Origin of the sequence: Paenibacillus sp. FSL R7-0272 (genome assembly GCF_037969905.1) — a bacterium.
Taxonomy (GTDB): Bacteria; Bacillota; Bacilli; order Paenibacillales; family Paenibacillaceae; genus Paenibacillus; species Paenibacillus polysaccharolyticus.
Window position 1 is genome coordinate 3,218,056 of sequence record NZ_CP150221.1, and the last position, 18,961, is coordinate 3,237,016.

Here is an 18,961-nt window from a genome sequence, read left to right on the forward strand (position 1 = left end):
TCTCAATTCCCGTTTTAAAGGAGACTTCCAGATGAGAAAGTGGATGGTATTTCTGCTCATCGCAGCTGTTGTTGGATTAAGTGCTTGTTCGACAGGTGGCAGTACAACCGTGAGTGATGATCTTGTATTGGTAGAGGGTGGGGCATTTAAGAGCAGTAAAACCAGTTATAGCGGCAAAGACATCAAACTGTCTGACTTTTATATCGGCAAATATGAAGTAACCCAGAAACAATGGGCAGACGTTATGGGGGACAATCCCTCTGGTTTTAAAGGTGAAGATCGGCCCGTTGAAAGAGTGAGCTGGTACGATGCAATCGAATACTGTAATGCACGTAGCATGAAGGAAAATCTCAAACCGTATTACACCATTGATAAAGAAACGATGGATACGAATAATAAGAATGAAAACGATAATGTCAAATGGACTGTAACCATCAATGAAGATGCGAATGGATATCGGCTGCCAACGGCAGAAGAATGGGAATATGCCGCAAGTGGCGGACAAAAGAGTGAGAATTTTACTTATAGCGGAAGCAACAATCCAGACGAAGTGGCGTGGTACTGGATGAATGCCGGTGAAAAACCGTTAACAGGAGATTGGAACTGGCCTGCCATTGAAAACAATCGGAATCAAACCAAGCCAGTCGGTCAGCAGAAGGCCAATGAACTAGGCATTTATGATATGTCTGGTAATGTGAGAGAATGGTGCTGGGACTGGCACAGCCACCCGGAAACCCCGGATAACACTTGGAGAGTCAGCAAGGGAGGCGGCTGGGTCAGCAGTGTAAATACAGAAGAGATTTCATATCCAGGAAAATTCGATGCGAATGGCCTTGGTCCCGATCAGGGATTGCGAGTCGTACGTAGTAAATAACGAGGCCTGTTCATTTAAAATGGGCCTTCAGGCATTTCGCCTGGTAAAGGGAAGCAATCTTAAAAAATGAATATGAGTTCTTTAAACTTTGCTATAGTTCGTCCATTATGTAGCATATAAAATGGAAATACCAACCAATGTAAGCGCTTTACAAAAATAATTAAATCGATTACTTGCTGTTGAATCTAAGAACGAAAAGGAGTTGTGTTCATTTGTTTACATGGTTGGAATCAAAGGTGGAGGTGTATTGATGAAGAGGAAGACATGGTTCACATTAATGGTATCGGGAGTGGTTTCATTATTTATTTCGGTAAGCGCTTTCGCAGGATGGGTGTTTTGGGAACCGTTGACGTATCACAATGCAAGTACCTGGCAGAAGGCGGATGGGTATTCCAACGGTTCCATGTTCAATTGTACGTGGCGGGCAAATAATGCTAATTTTACGAATGATGGCAAGCTGCGGTTGAGTCTGACAAGTCCTTCAAACAACAAGTTTGATTGTGGTGAATATCGGTCAACGAATACTTACGGGTATGGTCTGTACGAAGTAAGCATGAAGCCTGCTAAAAATACAGGAATTGTATCTTCTTTTTTCACCTATACCGGTCCTGCTCATGGCACACAATGGGATGAGATTGATATCGAGTTCCTGGGCAAAGACACAACGAAAGTCCAATTCAATTATTATACGAATGGCGTTGGAAATCATGAAAAAATCGTAAATCTGGGCTTTGATGCGTCCCAGGGATTCCACACGTATGCGTTTGATTGGCAGCCAGGTCACATTAAGTGGTACGTCGACGGTGTGCTTAAACATACGGCTACAACCAATATTCCGAAAACACCGGGTAAAATTATGATGAATATCTGGAATGGAACTGGTGTGGACGGATGGCTGGGGTCATATAACGGTGCTAATCCATTGCATGCCGAATATGATTGGGTGAAATATACAAGTAATTAACAGAAGCTTATGACTACTCAGGAGTAGCCATATAGCCACATGAAACAGAGGAGGGGATCTCATCCCATGCTCCTCTGTTTTTTATGTTCATTTTCAATCTTTACAGAACGAATAAAACGTAAGATGATGAAAGAAAAGGGCAAAATCGATCTCACTTCGAGAGGATGGAAACATGAACATGAGCAACAACAAGGATACCAATAACAAGCAATCACCTGAGCAGTTTATCGAACTGTTGGGTCAACCATACGATGACAAGCAGGTACAAACGTTTCTTGAACCCTTCGGTGTAAAAAGAATAGCGAAGCCAGACGGTCCTTTTCAGGATGACATCATCTGGTCTGTTAAAGCATCTGTGCGTATTGATGTGTATCGCTCCCCCAAAATCAATACGTTAACCGGACGTGATGATCTCCCTGCGGATGAGTGGATCATTGGAGCGATTTATTTTCTTGCACCGGGTTCGGACGATCGAATTAAAAAACCGTTTGCCGGGCAATTGCCCAAAGGCATAACGATGAATGCAACACCTGACGAATGGATTGAAGCATATGGTCAACCGGATATCTATGAGCAAGGTGACTGGCTTGGCGGCAGTGGCCCTTATCTGGCTTGGCGTAAATCCGACATCAATATTTCTGTTGAATATGAAACGGATGAGGACAGCAGTGTGATCACATGTGTTAAGTGTTGCTTAATTGGCTGTATGGGCGCCTGGAAGAGTGATTACCCGGAAGTGTTTTCCCCCTAATTAACAAGAGAGACAGAAGTAAGACATTGTACTAATGCAACATATGTATTCACTTTTTAATATCCTAAATAAATACAATAAATGTTGCAATATTAGTATGGGCATCCATATGGTTCATTCATTATGATGGACTCTGTAGACAACATCACTACATACAGGGGGACACACAAGTTGAGAACAATCAGGAAAAGAAAGATTGGCGGTTTGGCTTTGGCCGGAATGTTGGCGCTTACAGCAGTTCTGAGCGGGTGTAACAGTGGAGCAAGTAAAGAGGCTGCACCGAGCACACCGAGTACTGCACTGGAATTGAAGGACGGGAAGTATGATCCACCCGTAAAACTTACTTATTTACGTCCTTGGGGACCCGAAATCAAATTCAAATCTGGTGAAGATCAGGACAATAACGTACACACGAAATGGGCAAAAGACAAGCTCGGCATTGAATTGAAAAATCAATGGGTGTCACCATCCACCAACAACGCGTTTGAAACGAAGCTTCGTCTGTCACTGGCTTCCAATGCAGAAATGCCGGACATCATCTCGTATCGCGGTGACTTCAATCTGGCACGTGAGCTGATTGAAACGGGCAAATTCGTCGATGCTGGAGAATTGTTTGACAAATACGCAAGTGATACCTGGAAAGCTGCCGTGAATGAAGATCCTTCCGTATGGTATCCGTATATGCAGGATGGTAAACGGATTGGTATTCCGATTCTGGATTACTCCTACAACAGTGATCCAGTGATGTGGATCCGTGAGGATTGGATGAAGAAGTTTAATCTGAAAGCGCCCGAAACGCTGGCTGATCTTGAAGTGATCATGGATACGTTTACGAATAAAGACCCAGATGGCAATGGTAAAAAAGACACTTACGGTCTGACCATCGGATTCAAAAACTGGCTCAGCACATGGATGTCTGATGCTGGTTGGGTCTTCGGAGCCTATGGCACGATGCCAAATCAGTGGAATCTGAACGCAGAAGGCAAACTGGAGTATGGCTCTGTAAATCCAGGAGCAAAACAAGCTTTGGCAACACTGGCTGACTGGATGAAAAAAGGATACATTCCAGAAGAAGCCGGGGTCTATGATGAAACCAAAGCAGCAGAAGAGTTTACAGCAGGTAAAGCAGGAATTGTTGTCGGACCTCACTGGATGCCGTCATGGCCGCTCGAAGATGTGAAGAAAAACAATCCGGAAGCGGAGTACAAAGCTTACCCGATTCCATCTGGACCTGATGGCAAAGCAGGCAGACGCGGTACCGCGAACGACAACGGTGTAATTCTGATTAACAAAGATATGAAGAACCCGGAAGTCTTTTTCACATATCAAAACTATCTCTTTGATCACTATGCAAATCCAAAAGCAGGTGATGAATTCGAACACGGCTTCGCTGAAGGCTACGACTGGGCAATGAAAGACGGCAAAGTAACAACGGATGCTAGTGTGACAGGCGGTTATGCACCTGAGAAATACACATTAACGTTTGACGGTGCACGTATCCCGAGTCTGAACATGACTACGCTTGCGAAGTTTGCTAACGGTGAAGAAGCTACAACACCTTTCGAGAAAAAACTCAAGTCTGGTGTACCAGCACCAATGGTGGAAGCGGCGAAGATTGTTCAGGATCAAAAAGATATCGCATTAAAACAGATGTTCACAGGTGCACCAACGATGTCCATGCAAATGAACAACGACATCTTAACCAAAATGGAGAAGGACCTGTTCTCACAAATCATCTATGGTAAAGCTCCGGTGGATGCTTTTGATACGTTTGTAGAGAAGTGGAATTCTTCCGGTGGAGATCAAAATACGAAGGAAGTTAATGAGTGGTATCAATCCGTAACTAGCGGCAAGTAAGTACGAGCGAAGTAACTTGATTTTGTCCGTTATTTCATTCTAACGAAGCTGCTAAGGCAGGTAGAAAACTACAAAGAAAAGGCCTTGCTGGAAACATTCCAGCGAGGCCTTTTTGCTTCACACCGGCAGATTCTCTCTATATTCCTGCGGTGTCAGATCGTAAAACTTTTTGAATACCCGAATAAAATACGCCGTGTTGTTGTAGCCCACAAGCTCCGCAATTTCGAATACCTTGGCGCTGGATGAGCGCAAATAGTATGCTGCTTTTTCCATCCGTAACCGATAGACATAGGCTGTCAGCGCTTCTCCAGTCTCTGCCTTATACACTTTGGAAAGATACACCGGGTGCAGATGGACATGATCGGCAATAGCCGGTAGGGAAACATCGGAAGCCAGATGCAAATCCACAAAGCTTTTGACACTGCGAACGATGGTGCTGTGATTATCCTTAAGCTCCTGTTCTGCGTCTTCACTGATGGAATGAAGTGTGCGGATCGACCAGTCTTTCAACTGCTGGGCGGTAGCATAGCTTGGAGCCTGAAAGTATTTATACGTTTCGGCAGGAAGGACAGAAGAGATCTGTTTTCCGTTCTTGTGGATGATATAAGCAAAGGCTCCAGCCAATGCATGATAAACCTCAATCGTTGTTTCCGCGATATCATGATGTTGGGCCGATTCGAGCAATTCTTCGAAAATGATCTCAATCTTCTGTTCCACATCGTCAAAGCGACCAGCTTCGAGAAGACTAATTAAGGTTGGGGGTTTGTACAGAGAGCGGATGGCAGGAAGGGGATGTACATCCTTATCATCTGATGCCGTAATGAACAAGCCCTGAGCATGTCCCATACGCTTCCGCATGGATCTGACAGCACTCTCATAAATCTCTCCGATCTCATTAGGAAACTTGCCCCAGTGAGAGACTGCGATTGAAATAGCCCCTTTTAAATATAACTGAACGTTTGTCTGAATTTGGGCAGCGTAATGTTCCAGCAAAGCTTGAGGTTTCTCCTCTTTGCTCACATTATGCATACCGCCTTTTTTGACACTAACCAGTACAACCAGATAATCATGGACATCCCGCGTATGCCACATATGAAAATGGTGCTGCGTCACCTCGCTGATAATGTTGCTAATGGCATACTGCATCAGTGAAAGATCATGGTCAGCCATCTCGGATAGATGCTCTTCCATTCGAATGACAAGCATGCCCAGCTCCTCACCTACCGAGTAGGGCAGATTTAGTAATTCCAGCTTGTCCGCGAGTGCGGAGGGGGTATAGGTTTTTCCTGTCAGCAATTCATGAAGCATCGTAGATTGCAATAACGGCAAGTTATCCTGGAATGCATGTAAGGCACGTTGATAGGAGGCCGCCGCTTCCCATTTTTGCTTGATCCGGTCAACGAGTCGCTGTACGGTTTCGATCAGATCTTCATCACTTACAGGCTTCAGCAAATAATCAAAGCTTTCCTGAGCCATCGCTTGTTTGGCGTATTCGAAGTCGGCAAAGCCCGAGAGTAAAATCGTCTGCACATGCGACCATTTTTCGTGAATTGCCGTGATTAATTCAATACCGGACATCTCCGGCATCCGAATGTCAGTGATTACGATATCAATATCATGATTCTCCATAATTTCCAGCGCTACAGCACCTGACAACGCTTCGTGTACAGTGCCGATTCCGCAGCTTTCCCACGGAATGGTCTCCGCCAGCGTTTCTACTACCGAACGTTCATCATCAACTAACAAAATCTGTAACATGTACTTCACCTACTCATTGATATTGTTGTACCATGTAATGCTTACTTTAACGCCTCCGCCAGGCGTATGTTCATAGCTTAGACCCGCATCTTCACCATACAAAAAAGACAAACGCTGATGAACATTCCAAGTTCCGCATCCCATGTTGCCATCAAGCGGTTTGTTCAGATTATCAACCAATTCTTGCATCTGATTCTTGGTCATACCCAGCCCGCTGTCCTCGACGGTGATCGTACACATTTCATCCGTATGATAACCCGTTATATTGATATGACCGTCTTCTGTACGGGGTTCAATGCCATGAATGATAGCGTTCTCAACGATAGGTTGTAAGCTCAAACGGGGTAACGTTTTATGAAGCATATCGTCCGGTACATCGATGGTAAAATGCATTCGCTCCAGCCGGAGTGCCTGGATTTGCAGGTAATTTTTCACCATGTTCAACTCTTCTTTGATGGTGGCCTGATCATTCTCCGACCTGGTGATGTATCGATAATACTCACCTAAATTAAGAGCCATCGCCACAACGGCTTTCTCATTTTTCATCCTCGCCATATTTTTGATGTAGAAGAGGCAATTGTATAGGAAATGCGGGTTAATCTGTGATTGTAACTGCTTCAGTGTGGCCTCACGTCTTCGGAGTTGTTCTTCGTACACATTCTCAATCAACTCCTGAATTCGCTGTGCCATGATGTTAAATCGTGCAAACAATAAACTGAACTCATTACGTGACGAATGATGTAATCGAACAGAGAAATCTCCGGTCGACAAACGGTTCGTTCCCTTCACCAATTGAAGCAATGGAAGCTGCACACTACGATACAGCACATACAACACAACAACACTCATGGCAATTAAAACGGCTATGGAAGCGTAGAAGAGATTGCGACTATTTGTGATCGGCCCTAGAATTTGCTGCATAGGCACGTAGTCAACATAGTACCATCCTAGACTGCCTGACTCTATGTACGAAACATAGTATTCTGTGCGGTCGAGCGTCGTGGTGAATCCGCCTTTTCCCTGCAACGACATCTCTTTCAGCTTGGACTGAATCGCAGTCAATGTGCCATTTCCACTACTGTTGCTAATTAAGCCAAACTCGGGATGGAACATAAAGGGGTCACCTTTGTTATTCAATTTGTTCTGATCCAGCATATTGATCAAATGATGTACTGGAAAGCTGATCTTGGTAATCAGTCTCGACTTCCCAGGGGTGTCAATCGCTGTCGTTGGATCGGTCGTGTACCACTCGAATTGATTATGCTTATATGCCCATGATTTCGAAAGTGGCTTGGAAAATTCATCCTCCGCATACGGGATATAAGCATAATAATCCGTAGAAATGACTTTTTGCAACCTTGGAAAATAAAGGGTGATGGTGGAATGCCATTTGCTGGCTGCATTATACAGATTCATCTTTTCAAGAATAGCGCTTCCAACTTTGACACGTTCATAAGGCACATCTGTGTAATCCGGCCGCTGATATTCCTGTATGCTCGAATCTTGCCCAATGGACATTCCATAGAGAGATAGTTGGTAGATATTGGATTCTACAGAATCGGCAAAAGTGGACAAATGATTCATAGTATTGTTCTGAATTTCGTGTTCGATCACCCGTACACTTTCCCGGTTCGAATAGGTGTACAGAAACAAAACCAGGACAAGCAATGCTACAAATAACAGTGTAATTTTGGTAAAGACATTCAGACGAGCGAACAATGCGTGGCCTCCTCAACTCATTAAAATATTGTTATCGTTGTTGCAATATTAGGATATAGATTGCTAATAACCGTTGCTATAATTTTAATATACAAGTTCATATCCACTTGTAAAATACAAATTTTAGAACATGGGGGATGTAGGGGTGAAGGAACATACGTTAGAAACGCCTCGCAAAGGGCGTGCCATCAAGGCAAGACAGCGCTGGAACATGCAACGGAATTGGTCCTTGCATATGATGCTCGTACCAGCGGTTTTGCTGGCAATTGTATTTCAATACATACCAATGGGCGGGATTGTGATTGCTTTCCAGGATTTTAAACCATACCTCGGATTTACCGAATCCAAATGGGTAGGTTGGGATAATTTCAAGTATTTATTTTTATACCCGGACGTAGGCCAGGTCATCTGGAATACACTGGTGATTGCATTTTTCAAAATTATCGCAGGTTTAGTTGCTCCATTTCTGTTTGCGATTTTGTTAAACGAAGTTCGTATATCTGCTTTTAAAAGGGTCAGTCAAACACTGGTGTATCTGCCGCATTTTCTGTCATGGGTTATCCTGGGCGGAATATTGCTCGATATTCTCTCGCCGCAGGGCGGTATGGTGAATAAACTGGTCGTTGCACTGGGCGGAGATCCGATCTTTTTCCTGGGGGATGGAACATGGTTTCGGATAACACTCATTGTTAGTGATGTCTGGAAAGAATTTGGCTTCGGCACGATTGTATTTCTGGCTTCTCTGTCCGGTATTAATCCGGCACTGTACGAAGCTGCGGAAGTGGATGGCGCAAACCGGTTCAAGCAAACGCTGTTCATTACGATTCCTGCCCTGATGCCGATCACGATCGTACTCATGACACTCTCGATCGGAAACATTTTGAATGCTGGGTTCGATCAGGTGTTCAACCTGTACAACCCGCTCGTTTATGACAAAGGTGATATCATCGATACCTTCGTATACCGTCTTGGTATCCTGAACGGCAAAATGAGCTTTGCAACGGCTGTAGGACTTTTCAAATCTGTCGTGGCAACCATTCTGATCGTTATCTCATATCGCATGGCTTACAAATTGGCGAATTATCGCGTGTTCTAGTAGAGAGGAGAAAAGGGCTTGTATTACAAAACAAAAGGCTATCGAATATTCAGCGTTGCGAACTATATTTTCCTGGGCGTCTTATCACTGCTTTGCATTCTGCCCATCATTCATATTTTGGCCGTTTCGTTCAGTAGCATGGCACCGGCCTCATCCAATCTGGTCGGCTTCTGGCCGATTGGCTTTACGACAGATGCATATGTCAAAACGTTCGGTAATTCCAATTTCATTAATTCCTTGCTGGTCTCGGTTAAACGAACAGTCATTGCTACTATAATCGGTATGGTGATTATGCTTCTGACAGCTTTTCCGCTGTCGAAGGAAGATCTGAATTTCAAAGGCCGCTCGATCTACACCTGGTTCTTTGTATTTACGATTTTGTTCAGCGGAGGTCTGATTCCAAGTTACATCCTGGTGCAGAAGCTGGGTCTGATGGATACGATCTGGGCGCTGGTACTGCCAGGTGCACTGTCCGTGTGGAATGTTATCCTGATGATGAACTTCTTCCGCGGTCTGCCTAAAGAGCTGGAAGAAGCGGCTTACCTGGATGGGGCAGGTCATATTAAAACGCTCGCGCTGGTTTATATACCGCTGTCCATGCCAGCGATTGCAACCTTGTCATTGTTTACCATGGTAGGTCAGTGGAACTCTTGGTTCGACGGCATGATCTATATGTCCGATGTCAAAAATTATCCGCTGGCTTCCTTGCTACAAACCATTATCGTGCAACAAGACCTCAGTAAAATCAACGTGGACCCGTCCATGCTGGAGAATGTTTCCCAGCGTACGGTTCGCGCAGCACAGATTTTCATCGGGGCATTGCCGATCTTGGTCATATATCCATTCTTGCAACGCTTTTTCGTTAAAGGTATCGTCATTGGGGCAGTAAAAGAGTAGTACTGCCCTGCAAGTGACCACACATTCTAGGGAGGAATATGAGTGAAAAAAGGGTTGGCTTGTCTCGTAGCAGGAAGCATGATGGTTTCACTAGCAGCTCCGGCATTAGTCGGGGCAGAACAGATGAAGCAACAAACGGTAACGGAGCAGGGGCAGGCATCAAGCCTGCTTCGGGCGCCGTACAAAGATTTGAAGGGACATTGGGCTGAAAATGCTGTGATGCGTATGCAGGATATGGCGCTAACCAAAGGTTATGCGGATGGCACATTCAGACCGAGTGAACGTATCAGCCGTGCTGAATTTGTTGTGATGCTTGATCGGGTGTTCGGATTCGCAGGAGGATCAGGAGCGGCGTCATACACAGATGTTAGTGAAAAAGACTGGTATTATGATGCGGTTACACGTGCAAGCGGATCTGGCATTATTCAGGGAACCGATGCATCACATCTGTCTCCCCAGCTTCCGATTACCCGGCAGGATGCTGTCGTGATGGCAGATCGTGCGTTTCAGTTATCGACAGGCAGTGAGAATAAAGCGCTTGATTCTACATTTAAAGACGAAAAAGATGTAGCCGACTATGCAAGAAATGCGATGAACTACTTTGTGAAAAATAAAATTGTAAACGGATACAATGGAAATCTTACACCTGAATCCAACATTACGAGAGCAGAAGCTGCTACGATGATGTCTACTTTGATAGCAGATATTCATAGCAAACCCGGCACCTATGAATCCAATGTAGATGGCAATCTGATCGTTCGCTCAACCGATGTGACGCTGAAAAATACAACAGTTAACGGCAACTTGTTACTTACAGAAGCCATCGGAGAAGGTACAGTGATGCTCGACGGAGTAACGGTCACTGGAAGTGTAATCGTGAAGGGCGGAGGAAGCCACTCGATCGATATTCATAACTCTAAATTGAATCGAGTTCTGGTCGACAAAAACGTGAGTCCGGTACATGTGAAGATCACAGGGACAACACAGGTTGAAGAGCTATTTGTCGAACGCAAGGCTACAGTTGAATTGTCTGCCGAGAGTACAATTAATACTTTAAAAGTAAATAGTAAAGCCCGTAATACGATGATTGAGAGCAAAGGTAAAATCAAACTGTTGGACGTAGATGCCACCAACGTATTGCTAAATGGGAAAGCGGTTGCACCAGGGCAATATAAGGATAACATTACGTCTGGGACAGGACAGTCCGAGCAACCAAACACTGCTACACCAGGTACTTCTAACGGTGGCAGTAGTTCTAGCTCAGGCGGGGGCGGATCTTCCAATTCAGGAGGAACGACACCATCCGTTCCGGGCACTCCTTCAGGTGAAAAACCAATTCCGGCAACGACGATTCCGGATGAGCAGTGGGAAATGGTCTGGAATGATGAATTCAATGCGCCTTCCGTGGATGCATCCAAATGGACCATTCAAGATACGGAGCTTGTGTACAACAATGAGTTGCAATATTACAGCCCGAATAATACACGTATTGTGAAGGATGGCAACCGCAATGTGTTGCAGATTGAAGCAAAGCGGGAGCAGAAGGGCAGTAAAAATTATACTTCCGGCAAACTGATTACGAAAGAGAAGGGCGACTGGACGTACGGAAAAGTGGTTGTGAGAGCGAAGCTTCCCATCCAGCAGGGCATGTGGCCAGCAATCTGGATGATGCCTACGGATGAAGCGCATTATGGTGGATGGCCTGCTTCCGGTGAGATTGACATTATGGAGCTAATTGGCGGCCAAAACAAAGATCATGAAATCTACAGCACGATCCATTACGATTCAAAGAAACCAGACGGCTCTCACGGACATGATCAGGGAAAATTTACATTGCCGCAAGGTGAATCCTTTGCCGATGAATATCATGATTTTCAGGTGGAATGGTTGCCTGGCATGATCCGGTTCTATGTAGATGGCAAACTGCATCATCAGATTAACAACTGGCAGACAACAGCGGCTGGACAGCCGGAAAGCTACACGTTCCCTGCACCGTTTGATCGCCCGTTCTATCTCATTCTCAACCTTGCGGTTGGCGGAGACTGGCCGGGATCACCGGAGAATGATTTTGTTTCCGAGAAGATGAATGTGGATTTTGTGCGGGTGTATTCGTATAAAAATATGGATCAATGGCCTGACGTGACTTCCAGTCCGATTGAGCCTGAGAAACAGCGCGCACCGCAAGCGGACGGTAACCAGATTTACAATGAACGCTTCACCAAAGGTGCAGATGCAAATGGTGTTCCTGCGGACTGGAAGTTCATTACAAATGCTGGCGGAGAGGGCAAGGTTGAAGTTGTCGATGATCCGATGAAAGACAAAGTTGCCAAAGTAACGATCGCCAAAGCAGGAACTGAAACGTATTCGGTACAGCTCACTCAAATGCCGATGTATATCAAGAAAGACAAAAAATATAAAGTCGAGTTTGATGCAAAAGCTTCTGCAAACCGGATTATCCGCTCCAAAGTAACTCAGTTTGAGAAAAGCTGGACGAATTACTCTGAAGAAAAAGCATTTTCAGTCACAACTGATTGGCAGCCGTATGAATACGAATTCAATATGCGTAATGGTTCAGACAACAATGCACGCTTCGAATTTAATCTGGGATTAAACGAAGGCGAAGTTTCGGTAACCAACGTGAGACTGACGGAGATTGGGGAGGCTGATCCACTCCCAGTGGAACGAAAAGCACTCCCGGATGGGAATTACGTATTCAATGGTACATTTGATCAAGGGAAACAACGGCTCGGCTTCTGGAACACTGACATTCAATCCGATGCTGAAGCACAGGTATCCGTCAATAACTTCTTGAAATTCCCGATCATGGAGAGACAACTCGTTGTCGATGTGAAGAAAACAAATGGTCAACCTGAGCAGGTAGCTGTTGTTCAGCCCGGTATGAAGTTAGAAGGTAACACGACCTACGGGTTCTCGTTTGATGCCAAGGCAGATACGACAGGCGTTATGGATATCGGTTTATCTACCGAGGAGGGCCATGACGTGCAAGTTAATCAAGGCCAGCAGATTCAGATTGGGTCTGATATGAAAACATACACTGGTGAAATTGTGATCAGAGAAGGTGATGCTACAGCAACATCTACATTAAAGCTTTTATTTGGCGGGGCTACTGGCAAGCTTTATGTAGATAATGTGCGGCTGACGAAACGTGGAAAACCGGTAGCGATTCAGAATTATACTCATATTCCTGCCACAGATGCTTACGTGATGCAGGGATTACAGCTTGAGAATTCCGATGAAGGCGGCGAGCATGTTAGCTATATGGATGAAGGGGATCTACTTCAATTCAAAATTACTGCAGCGAATGAAGGTGCATATGCCTTCTCCACACGGATGGCAAGTGCAAAAGCTGATGCAAAGGTACGTTTTACAGTCAAAGATGAAGAAGGCCATACCGTTGCAAGTTCTAATCTTACGTTAGGAGATACTGGCGGCTGGCAAACATATAAAACGGTATATTTTCCGTCGGTATCTTTGAAAGCAGGAACAACGTATTACGTGAATTTTGAAGGAAACGAGTACAACACACGCTGGCTGGACATCTCTCGTAGTATAGTAAAGAATGGCGAGTTGAGTACAGCAACATCGGATTGGATGGTACCTGCTAGTGTCACTACGGCGACATATAGTAACGACCAAGGCATTAGCTTAACTGTACCTGGTACAACCCAGAATTGGTGGGATGCTATATTACAGCAAGGACAGCTAGCGCTTGAAGCAGGGAAAACGTATCGTCTAAGCTTTGATGCTTCGGCTACAGTACCGAAACCAATGCAAGTGGTTGTGTCACAAACGGGAAGTGATGATGTGAAGTATTTGGAGCAGGCAGCTGAACTGGCCACAACGAAACAGCCATATGCCTATACCTTTACGATGGGAGATACTGCGGATGAGGCGGGTTTATTAAACTTCGGCCTGGGTAATTCACTGGAGCCGGCAGCCGAACATGTGGTATCCATTCAGAATGTAATGCTGTTTGAGGTCAACCCCGGTGCAGACGAGGGTGGGCAACCTGTACATGTCAATCTCATCAAAAATGGTGACTTTACGCAAGGAACGAACGGCTGGTTCCCGTATGCGGCCAGCAATAAGCCGGAAGACTTGATGCTTAGCGCTGACAATCAGAAGTTGCAGGCTCGGATTGGGCAAGTTGGAGAGAATCCATGGGACCGGCAGTTGATTCAGGAAGGCTTTGCCATGCAGCAGGGATACACATATAAACTGACGTTCAAAGCAAAAGCGGATAAAGCACGCAAGCTGGGTGTTGGAATTGGATGGGTAGACATTCCTGCAAATTATAAGTGGACTGGATTCTATGGCAATCAAATGAATCTGACGACGGAAGAACAACAATTTACGTTTACGTTCCAGGCGACCGAGGCGAGTTATGCGAACAGCCGAATTGTGTTTGACATGGGTAAGATCGATGGTACTGAGCAAGCCGATACCACGATTACACTGTCTGATGTAAATCTGGTTAATATGGGGAAGACACAATAAAGCGTTATTATAAGATGTAAAGGAACGATCTTTAATGGAGATGTTTCCAAATGTAAACCGATTATCAAGCACATAGTCCAAGAAGTGACGAAGCAGAGATTCTCTGCTCGTCCTTTTTACTTTACGTATCCTTGGGATTTCCCTTCCATTGACAAATGAATACGTTTTAATTTATTTTTAAATATTGTTGACAATCTATTTTTCTAGTAACTATAATTTATATTGTTTTGCCTAATTTATTCGTCAGTCACTTTTAAGGGGTTCCACCTGTGCGCGAAGCTCCTTCTCAAGAAACTGTCTACAGCGCCTGATATCTTTGCGCCCTTAAAACTTTATCAAGGAGACTGAGTAGAATCATGAAAGTATTAATTGTGGAAGACTCGATTTTTGTGCAGAAATTGATGAGCAAGTTGATTAGTGATCATATTCCGGATTGCGAAATTCGAACGGCCACCAACGGAGAAGACGGTTACCAACTTTATCAAGATTACAAACCTGATTTGATAACAACAGATCTTTTGATGCCAGGACTGAATGGTCAGGATATGTTGCGTTTGATTCGAGAGAATGATCAGAATGTCAAAATTATTATTTTGTCTGCGGATATTCAGAAGGCTACCCGTGAGGAAGTGGAGGAGCTGGGCATTTCAGGATTCCTGAACAAACCTTTAACTGCAGAAAGAGCAGGTACATTGCTCCAAATGATTCAGGTGGCACGTTATGCTGAATGAGCTACAAAAAGATCTGCTTACTGAACTTGTCAATGTTTACGTCGGACAAGCTGCTAATATGTTATCGGAAATTGTAGACAAACATATTGTGCTCAATATCCCCGAGGTTGAGCTAATCTCCATTAAAGAAGTAGACCCCGAGGATCGTAGGTACAACATTTTATTTGCGGAAGGCCATCTCTTTCGGTCATCGTTGCAGTTCGGGTATCAGTTCCAAGGCAAAGCTTTCCTGATGTTTCCTGCCGAGCAGGCAAAAGTGTTAGCGAATATGTGTCTCGGAGAATTGACAGAGAACGTGGATGCAAACGATTCTCTATTAATGGACACGGATCTCGATGTGTTGCAGGAAATCAGCAATGTGCTGCTCAATGCCATTATTGGCGAATTCGGAAATTTTCTCGAAATAAAGCTGGAGTATGTCCTGCCTGATATTGAGCTGCTTCACGTTACACGAACTGACCCGCAAATTTTGCTTCAGAATGAAGTGTACATATTGGTGTTGCATACCTCCTTTTTGCTTGCGGATACAGATATAAAAGGAATTATCGTTATTGCATTGAGCATGGATTCCATCTCCAGTCTGCTGGATAAGATAAATGCTCTACTGGGAGGATAACCATGGATAATCTCATTGTACAGGCGCTGAACAAAACCAAAATGGGCATTATGATTGTCGACAAACAATTGAAAATTCTCGTGTGGAACGGCTGGTTGGAACGTTTAACAGGTATGCTCGCTGCAGACGTGCTGGGTAAAAACCTGCTCGAGATTTGCCCCAGATTCAAGGCTAATATGTACATGAACATCATACAAAATGCGCTGTATCACGGGCAGAGCAGATTCTGCTCCAGCGCTTTACATAAATCTTTTGTCCTTCCGAAGGATGGAGGAGATGAGAGTTTTTACAGACAAAATCTGCATGTTGAACCCCTTTATGAAAATGATCACAGTTATGCACTGCTACAGATTAGCGACACAACCAATACGAGCACTCGCGTTTACAAACTCAAAAACCTGATTAAGGAACTGGATACGGAGTATACCAAGATCAAAGTTTCCGAGAAAATCAGCAAACATCTTTCATTGCATGATTCCTTGACAGGTCTTCCTAATCGTTTAGCCTTTAAAGATCGTCTTGCATGGGCTGTCAGCAATGCGCTAAGAAGTGAGTCGCGGTTTGCAGTAATGTATATCGATACGGACGGGTTCAAACAGATTAATGATACCTACGGTCATGATATAGGTGATCAGGTGTTAATGGAAGTTTCCCGTCGATTGAAGGGCAGTATTCGTAGTACGGATTGCGTAGCAAGACTGGGAGGTGACGAATTCAGCATTATCTTGAACCAGCTTAAGGAAGATGATGATGCGGAGATCGTTGCCAGGAACTTGACTGCTGCGTTTGAAGCTCCGATTCATGTTAATGCCATTGAGATCCATCTGTCTGCCAGTATTGGCATCAGTTTGTTTCCAAAGCATGGACAAGATGCAACGGAACTTCTCAAACTTGCGGATATGGCCATGTACAGAATCAAGAAAAATGGAAAGTGTGGTTATGCCTTCTTTCATCCTGAGCTGGATCAAGTCTGGTAATATATTGTTCTTTTATAAGCGTCTGCTTCCAATCCTTATTAAATATATGCTCAACCTCTCAAAGTTGCTATTCTGGCAACTTTTTTTGTTAGGCTTCATAGAGAAGCTGTTCATTAGCTCGCTTGTTAGCAGGAGTCCTTAAGTAACTGACGAAGTGAAGTAAGGTAGTGTCAATACATGGGTAGAATCACGAAATAACAGACAGAGAGGATGACAATGATTGATGACGAAGCTAGAGATGGAAGAGTTGTTTACTGTGCACGTTAAGATTGAAAATTCAATTGAGCTAAAGAGCGCAGAGGGAGACTCAGTAGTGATGATTATGTTTACAGGACATGTCACCGGAACCTGTTTCGAAGGCTTCGTTCGTGAGGGAGGCGTGGATACACAAATTATTGGAAAAGCGGGAGGACGTCACAGCTTGTCAGCCAGATATATGTTACAGGGACAAGATTATACGGGGCAAGCTTGTGAGATCTACATCGAGAATAATGGGTATATCGGAGAAGTAAAGGGTGACATGTTGTTTCGCACCTCACCTCGAATTATAACCAACAGTCAGGCGTTATCATATTTGAACGTGGATGCGCTTATTGGTGAGGGTTATCCGGCGGAGGGCGGTGTAGATATTAAGATTTTCAATGTGAAGTCATAAGTTTAAGTCGCTGAAGGGAACGGCGGTGCGTGAACACATCTTGCAAAATTGGTTGAGACACTTTATATCTCGAAAGCGTTGTTATGGCAAACAACGCTTTTTTCATGTTTAACAGCATGTATTCACGGAAGTAACCCATGTTAATAAAGTTTGTTTTTCTCATCGTTTCAATATTCTTCGAATCAGCATAATCAATAGAATCAGAAAGACTATTGCAAATAACATACCTGGAAATCCCACACTGCTCATCACGTTTAAAACCTCCTAAAATAAACCATTAATATAACGTGTATAGTATAACATATTCATTTGGAAGCAACATACAATTTGAAATGTCAAAAAACATGTTGACTGTTCGACCAAACAGTTTTAAGATAAGTACATAAATTGACTGTTCAACCAAACAGTATTGGAGTTGAAATTAAATGTCTAAGCAACAATCCGAAAATCAAGATGAGCGCAGAAACGCCATTTTACAAGCGGCCTTTACATTGTTCGGTCAGGTAGGCTATTCCAAAGCTACCATGAAAGAAATTGCAGCCAAAGCTGGCGTGGCACAGGGACTGATCGGCTACCATTTTTATACGAAGGAAACACTTCTGGTGGAAGTTGTGCGGGAATGGATGATTAACCGCGGGATGAAGGAAGCACTGCAACAATTGGATATGTCAGCACAACCTGCAGCATTGCTCCAGCAAGCGTTGCAACACGTCGTTGAATTTCGTAAAACAAACCCGGAGTGGTTTACACTGTTAATCAGTCTCTGGACGGAAAGTGTCAGTAATGAGAAACTCGCGCACGAGTTAGTAAAGCTCTATCAAGAGATGAAATCGGGTATTCGATTAATCATTGATCGGTTGGATCTGCCTCTGGACGAAGGTGAAAAAGAAACCTTAGCAGTCTTAATTCAAGCTGTGTTCGACGGATTAACGTTACAATCGCCTGTATTGCTGTCCGCCCAGCCGCTCTCACACGAACAGGTATCTCAGGGCGTCGGGTGGATGCTAAGTGGAATAAAATCTCCCAATGGAGAACATGAAAATCAAAATAAATTACATTTAAACAAAGGAGATCAAACCAAATGACTAGATTATGGATTCGATTAGAGGGTTTGCTGGTGCTCGCAGTAGCGACAACGATTTACTTTTACAATGATTACTCCTTGTGGCTCTTCCTGCTGTTGCTTCTCGTCCCGGATGTGTTCATGATTGGCTATGTAGCTAACAATAAGCTGGGCGCACTGATTTACAATGTGGGACATACGTACATTATTCCTATGGTATTTTTGGCAGCGGGTTACGTGTTGAAAATGGACGTTCTGACGTTGATCAGCTTCATCTGGATCGCTCACATTGGTATGGATCGCATGTTTGGTTTTGGTTTGAAATATGAAACGGAGTTTAAGGATACCCATCTCCAGCGTGTATAATCTAATAGGGTATCTATGATAGATTAGTATTTTTACTTTAAAAATAGACACCCGAAAAAGGATGTCTCTCACATCATCGAGATGTTTAAAATGTACCCCTTGTAAAGGACAAATTAAAA

General features: G+C 44.1%; 15 protein-coding genes. 13 read left to right on the plus strand and 2 right to left on the minus strand.

What is annotated here, in order from left to right:
• The first annotated feature begins 31 nt into the window (after window positions 1-31).
• The 4 genes from MKY23_RS14225 to MKY23_RS14240 all read left to right on the plus strand — a co-directional run bounded on the left by MKY23_RS14225 (window position 32) and on the right by MKY23_RS14240 (window position 4,446).
• A complete protein-coding gene (locus MKY23_RS14225; protein WP_339839048.1) occupies window positions 32-874 on the plus strand; it encodes an SUMF1/EgtB/PvdO family nonheme iron enzyme in 843 nt (280 codons plus the stop codon).
• A gap of 250 nt (window positions 875-1,124) precedes the next feature.
• Window positions 1,125-1,838 (plus strand): glycoside hydrolase family 16 protein, encoded by a 714-nt coding sequence (locus MKY23_RS14230; protein WP_090916502.1) that lies wholly within the window; start codon window positions 1,125-1,127, stop codon window positions 1,836-1,838.
• 178 nt (window positions 1,839-2,016) lie between these two features.
• A complete protein-coding gene (locus MKY23_RS14235) occupies window positions 2,017-2,589 on the plus strand; it encodes a hypothetical protein (RefSeq protein ID WP_339839052.1) in 573 nt (190 codons plus the stop codon).
• 171 nt (window positions 2,590-2,760) lie between these two features.
• Window positions 2,761-4,446, plus strand: a complete 1,686-nt coding sequence (locus tag MKY23_RS14240; protein WP_154889074.1) for an extracellular solute-binding protein — start codon at window positions 2,761-2,763, stop codon at window positions 4,444-4,446.
• A 117-nt stretch (window positions 4,447-4,563) separates the two neighbouring features.
• Here the strand turns inward: MKY23_RS14240 and MKY23_RS14245 are convergent, their stop codons facing one another.
• Entirely contained in the window at window positions 4,564-6,204 is a 1,641-nt protein-coding gene (locus MKY23_RS14245; protein WP_090915981.1) for a response regulator, read from the minus strand.
• Between the two features lie 9 nt (window positions 6,205-6,213).
• Window positions 6,214-7,923: a histidine kinase gene (locus MKY23_RS14250; protein WP_221788775.1), complete on the minus strand. Its 1,710-nt coding sequence runs from the start codon at window positions 7,921-7,923 to the stop codon at window positions 6,214-6,216.
• A 211-nt stretch (window positions 7,924-8,134) separates the two neighbouring features.
• On the opposite strand from MKY23_RS14250, the gene MKY23_RS14255 reads away from it, so the two are divergent.
• The 9 genes from MKY23_RS14255 to MKY23_RS14295 all read left to right on the plus strand — a co-directional run bounded on the left by MKY23_RS14255 (window position 8,135) and on the right by MKY23_RS14295 (window position 18,842).
• Entirely contained in the window at window positions 8,135-9,019 is an 885-nt protein-coding gene (locus MKY23_RS14255; RefSeq protein WP_260510890.1) for an ABC transporter permease subunit, read from the plus strand.
• An 18-nt stretch (window positions 9,020-9,037) separates the two neighbouring features.
• Entirely contained in the window at window positions 9,038-9,916 is an 879-nt protein-coding gene (locus MKY23_RS14260; RefSeq protein WP_221788779.1) for a carbohydrate ABC transporter permease, read from the plus strand.
• Window positions 9,917-9,958: 42 nt separating this feature from the next.
• The gene (locus MKY23_RS14265) at window positions 9,959-14,434 is read left to right on the plus strand and encodes a carbohydrate binding domain-containing protein (RefSeq protein ID WP_339839056.1); all 4,476 of its coding nucleotides are present in this window, start codon (window positions 9,959-9,961) and stop codon (window positions 14,432-14,434) included.
• Between the two features lie 356 nt (window positions 14,435-14,790).
• Entirely contained in the window at window positions 14,791-15,165 is a 375-nt protein-coding gene (locus MKY23_RS14270; protein WP_090915992.1) for a response regulator, read from the plus strand.
• Window positions 15,155-15,781, plus strand: a complete 627-nt coding sequence (locus tag MKY23_RS14275; protein WP_154984037.1) for a chemotaxis protein CheC — start codon at window positions 15,155-15,157, stop codon at window positions 15,779-15,781. Before MKY23_RS14270 ends, MKY23_RS14275 begins: the two co-directional genes overlap by 11 nt.
• A gap of 2 nt (window positions 15,782-15,783) precedes the next feature.
• A complete protein-coding gene (locus MKY23_RS14280) occupies window positions 15,784-16,758 on the plus strand; it encodes a sensor domain-containing diguanylate cyclase (protein WP_154984036.1) in 975 nt (324 codons plus the stop codon).
• Between the two features lie 223 nt (window positions 16,759-16,981).
• Window positions 16,982-17,413: a DUF3237 family protein gene (locus tag MKY23_RS14285; protein ID WP_154984228.1), complete on the plus strand. Its 432-nt coding sequence runs from the start codon at window positions 16,982-16,984 to the stop codon at window positions 17,411-17,413.
• Window positions 17,414-17,838: 425 nt separating this feature from the next.
• A complete protein-coding gene (locus MKY23_RS14290) occupies window positions 17,839-18,498 on the plus strand; it encodes a TetR/AcrR family transcriptional regulator (protein WP_154984035.1) in 660 nt (219 codons plus the stop codon).
• Window positions 18,495-18,842: a DUF4260 domain-containing protein gene (locus MKY23_RS14295; RefSeq protein WP_154984034.1), complete on the plus strand. Its 348-nt coding sequence runs from the start codon at window positions 18,495-18,497 to the stop codon at window positions 18,840-18,842. Before MKY23_RS14290 ends, MKY23_RS14295 begins: the two co-directional genes overlap by 4 nt.
• Window positions 18,843-18,961 lie beyond the last annotated feature (119 nt).